Origin of the sequence: Mesorhizobium sp. M7A.F.Ca.CA.001.10.2.1, from assembly GCF_003998575.1 — a bacterium.
Taxonomy (GTDB): Bacteria; Pseudomonadota; Alphaproteobacteria; order Rhizobiales; family Rhizobiaceae; genus Mesorhizobium.
The window spans coordinates 1-4,567 of sequence record NZ_RZQY01000491.1 but is presented as its reverse complement, the minus strand read 5'-3'; the positions used below and the strand labels follow the sequence as shown (position 1 = coordinate 4,567).

The following is a 4,567-nucleotide window of genomic DNA, read 5'->3' as shown; positions in this document are numbered from 1 at the left end:
GCTCTACCACACGCAGGAACGGCCCCGACCGCGTGTCGAAGCGGTTTGCCAATTGCGTGTTGCCACGGTCGACGGCCATGACGAACTGGAACAGGTCGTTCGAACCGACCGAGACGAAATCGACCGCCTTCATCAATTCATCGAGCTGGAACAACAGCGACGGAACTTCCAACATCGCGCCCAGCTTCAGGCTGGTCGGCAAATGATGGGCAAAGCGCGACAAATGCCGCACCTCGCGATCGATGATCTCGCGTGCCTGGGCGATCTCGCCCAGCTCGGTCACCATCGGCAGCATCAGCTTCAATTCGCGGCCGCCGCTGGCCTTGAGCAAAGCGCGGATCTGGGTGCGCAACAACCCCGGCCGGTCAAGCGTCAGGCGAATCGCCCGCCAGCCAAGCGCCGGGTTCTCTTCCTGGATCGCACCCTTGAAATAGGGCAGCACCTTGTCGCCGCCAATGTCGATGGTGCGGAAAGTGACCGGCTTGCCGCGCGCCGCTTCGAGCACGTCGCGGTACAGCTTTTCCTGGGCTTCGGCCCGGGGAAATGTCGAGGCGACCATGAATTGCAATTCGGTGCGGAACAGGCCGATGCCGGCCGCGCCCGCTTCGGCAAGCTGCGGCAGGTCGACGGCGAGACCGGCATTCATCAGCAAATCGACCTGGACACCGTCCCTGGTCGTCGACGGCTTCTTGCGCAGTTCGCGGTAGACCTCTTGCCGGCGCGCCCTGAAGCGCACTTTTTCGGCATAAGCGGCTTCCAGGTCAGGCTGCGGCCGCAAATGGATCACGCCCTCTTCGCCGTCGACAATGATGGCATCGCCGTTTTCCGCCATGGAAACGGCGCCCTTCATCTGGCCGGCGACGGGGATGCCCATGGCGCGTGCGACGATGACGACGTGGCTGGTCGCGGCACCATCCTCGAGCACCAGCCCGCGCATCTTGTCGCGGGGGTAATCGAGCAGCTCGGCAGCCCCCATTGAACGGGCAACGATGATGGCATCCTTCGGCAGCGATGCGGCGACATCTTCCGGCCCGCGCCCCATCAGCTGACGCAGCAGGCGGTTGGCGAGGTCGTCGAAATCGCTCATCCGCTCGCGCAGATAGGGATCGGTCATGTGCAGCATGCGGGCGCGCATGTCGCTCTGCACCTTTTCCACCGCCGCTTCGGCCGTCAGGCCGTTGCGGATGGCCTCTTCCAGCCGCCGCACCCAGCCGCGATCGTTGGCGAACATGCGATAGGCTTCCAACACCTGGCGATGCTCGCCTTCGAAGGCGACGTCGCGGCGTTCCAGCATGTCGTCGATGGACAGCCTGAGCGAGCTGAGTGAGGTCTCGAGGCGGCGGACCTCTTCCTCGCTGTCTTCGTTGAACAGATTGGTGACGACGATGCGCGGCTCGTGCAGCACGACATGGCCGAGCCCGACGCCTTCATTGAAGGACAGGCCGGTGAAGCTGACAGGGCGGCGCAGATCGAGTTCGAGGCCGGGCCGGGTCAGCCGCGCCAGATCGCCGGTGGCGATCATCTCGGCGATCACCATCGCCGTGGTTTCCAGCGCCTCGACCTCGTCGTCGCGGTAGTGGCGCATGGTCTTGTTCTGCACCACCAGCACGCCCAGCGTGCGCCCTGCCCGCAGCACCGGCACGCCGAGGAACGAGTTGTAGATCTCTTCCCCGGTCTCAGGCAGATAGGCGAAGGCAGGGTGTTCCTGCGCATTGGACAGGTTGAGCGGCCGCGCGCTGGCGGCGATCGTGCCGACCAGGCCTTGGCCCAGCCGCAACTGCGCCAAATGGACGGCGTTCGGGTTCAGACCTTCGGTAGCGTAGAGTTCGAGCACCGAATCGGCGCGCAGCACATAGAGCGAGCAGACTTCCGCGACCATGTTGGAGGCGATGTCGCGCACGATCCGGTCAAGCCGCTCCTGCGGCTCCAGCGGCTCCTGCATGAGCTCGCGGAGCCGTTTGAGCAAAACGCGCGGGCCACTGGCCTGATCACGCATCGCGGCTTCTTCTCCAATGGGCATTCTGCCCGCCGCAGTTTCCACCGCGACCGGCGCACACGCAACAACTCAAATCGTTCTCGCTACTGCTTATCCAGACCGTAGACGGAATGCAAAGTACGAACCGCAAGTTCCGTATACGGACCGTCGATCAGGATCGAAATCTTGATCTCGGAGGTCGTGATGGCGCGGATGTTGATCGATTTGTCGGCCAGCGCCTTGAAAGCGGTGGCGGCGACGCCGGCATGGCTCCTCATGCCGATGCCGATGACCGAAACCTTCGACATGCCGGCTTCCGACTGCACGACATCGTAGCCGATCGAAGCCTTGAGGCGTTCAAGCACGGCCAGCGCCTTGTCGACATCGCCCGACGGCACGGTGAAGGTCATGTCGGTGAACTTGCCGTCCTCGGAAATGTTCTGGACGATCATGTCGACATTGATGTTGGCCTCGGCCAGCGGCCCGAAGATGCCGGCGGCAACGCCCGGCCGGTCGCCGACCCGGCGCAGCGAAATCTGCGCTTCATCCTTGGCGTAGGCAATTCCGGTGACGACCTGCTGTTCCACGATCTCTTCCTCGTCGCAAATGAGCGTTCCGGGCGGATTGAGCAAATCCCCCATTCCGGGCGCGTCGGGATCGTCGAAGGACGACCGCACGAAGGTACGCACCCTGTGCACCATGGCAAGCTCGACCGAACGCACCTGCAGAACCTTGGCGCCGAGCGAAGCCATTTCAAGCATTTCCTCGAACGATATCTTGGCCAGCCGCCGCGCCTTGGGCTCGATGCGCGGATCGGTGGTGTAGACCCCGTCGACGTCGGTATAGATGTCGCAGCGATCAGCCTTGACCGCCGCGGCGATGGCGACGGCACTGGTGTCGGAGCCGCCGCGGCCGAGCGTGGCGATACGATTGTCCGGGCCGATGCCCTGGAACCCGGCGATCACCGCCACCTGGCCCTCGCCGAAGCGCTTGATCAGGAACGCGCCGTCGATATCGAGGATGCGCGCCGCTCCATGCGCATTGTCGGTCTTGATCGGGATCTGCCAGCCCTGCCAGGAGCGGGCGTGCACGCCCATGTTCTGCAAGGTGATGGCCAGAAGGCCGGCCGTGACCTGCTCGCCGGAAGCGACGACCGCATCATATTCGCGTGCGTCATGCATCGGCGAGGCCTCACGCGTCCAGCCGACCAGTTCATTGGTCTTCCCGGCCATCGCCGAAACGACCACCGCCACCTCGTGGCCAGCGTCGACCTCGCGTTTTACGTGACGCGCCACGTTGCGGATGCGGGCGATGTCGGCGACCGAGGTTCCGCCGAATTTCATCACGATGCGCGCCATGGGAGCGAAATGCCTTTGCCTGAAGCCGGATCCCGGCCAAAAGCCGAAATCCCGAAAAGCGGAAGGCCGGCTGACGCCGGCCGCTGAATGCGCGGCCTCCTTAGCCAAATGATGAAGGTTTCGCAAGGCTGGCGGCCGATTGCCGGCGCCAGAACCCGGCATATTGCCTTCCGCCCCGCCGCCGCCTACGAAATGCAGCCTGCGGGGAATTCTTTTGGTTCGGCATAACAGATGATGATTGCTCGTCTTCGACGTGCCATGCGATGGCAATCGCTCCCGCTTGTCGCCGGCTTCGCCGTGCTGGTGCTGATTGTCGGCAGCCGCGCCATGCTGGTCGAGGAACAACGGGCCAACCGCGCCGCCGCGCGCGAGGCAATCGAATATCAGCAATTGCTTTCGGGTCTGCTTTCTCTGGCGCAGGAAGCCGAGAACGGCCAGCGTGGCTACCTGCTGACCGGCGAGAAATCCTATCTCGAACCCTATCGGAGCGCTGTCCGCGCCATTCCGGGCCAACTTGCCCGCATCGACAGCTTGACCGCCCCCGACGACCAGCTCGTCCAGCCGATCAACCATATCAAGGACGCGCTTTCGCAAAAGCAGGCTGAACTGGCCGAGACGATTGCCCTGTACGACCAGGGCAATGCGACGAATGCCCTGGATCTGGTTCGCAGCGGCCAGGGCAAGGCCGTCATGGACGAAATCCGGACCAGCATGGATACGGTCCGACGCATCAGTGCCGCAGCCATCGCCGCGCGCGACGCGCATACCGACCAGGTCGAGGCCTGGCTACGCATCGGTTCGCTGGCGGCGCTGCTGGCGATCTTCCTGCTTGCCGGCTACGCGATCAGGGAATCGCGCCGCCGCTTCCGTGAGGTGGCCGTCGCCCAGGATGAGTTGGTGCGCAAGAACGTCGCCCTCGGTAAGGAGATCGAGACTCGCGAAAAGGCCGAATCCCAGATCCGCCAGATGCACAAGATGGAGGCGGTCGGCCAGCTTACAGGCGGCATCGCCCACGACTTCAACAACATGCTGGCCGTGATCATCAGCGCCATGAACCTCGCCCAGCGCAAGCTGGCGCGCGGCGAGCACGACATCGCACAATTCATCGATGCGGCGATCGATGCCGCGACCCGTGCCGCCAATCTCACGGCCCGGCTGCTCGCCTTCTCGCGTCAGCAGCCGCTGGCGCCGCAGATCGTCGACGCCAACCGCCTGCTGACCGGGATGTCCGACC

Annotated in this window: 3 protein-coding genes; 1 reads left to right on the top strand and 2 read right to left on the bottom strand. The window is 64.1% G+C overall.

Annotated features, from left to right (window positions below; translation table 11 throughout):
- Together ptsP and EN964_RS25520 are read right to left on the bottom strand one after the other, a co-directional pair.
- Positions 1-1,996, bottom strand: a 1,996-nt coding sequence (ptsP, locus tag EN964_RS25525) for a phosphoenolpyruvate--protein phosphotransferase (RefSeq protein ID WP_127276887.1), incomplete at its 3' end; no start/stop codon positions are given.
- Positions 1,997-2,079: 83 nt separating this feature from the next.
- On the bottom strand, positions 2,080-3,333 hold the full coding sequence (locus tag EN964_RS25520; RefSeq protein ID WP_013529459.1) for an aspartate kinase: 1,254 nt from the start codon (positions 3,331-3,333) through the stop codon (positions 2,080-2,082).
- 258 nt (positions 3,334-3,591) lie between these two features.
- Between EN964_RS25520 and EN964_RS25515 the strand changes: the two genes are divergently transcribed.
- Positions 3,592-4,567, top strand: a 976-nt coding sequence (locus EN964_RS25515; RefSeq protein WP_206528758.1) for a CHASE3 domain-containing protein, incomplete at its 3' end; no start/stop codon positions are given.

Excerpts from the sequence above, each read along its gene's own strand:
- EN964_RS25520 (WP_013529459.1), bottom strand. The coding sequence starts at position 3,333 with ATGGCGCGCATCGTGATGAAATTCGGCGGAACCTCGGTCGCCGACATC.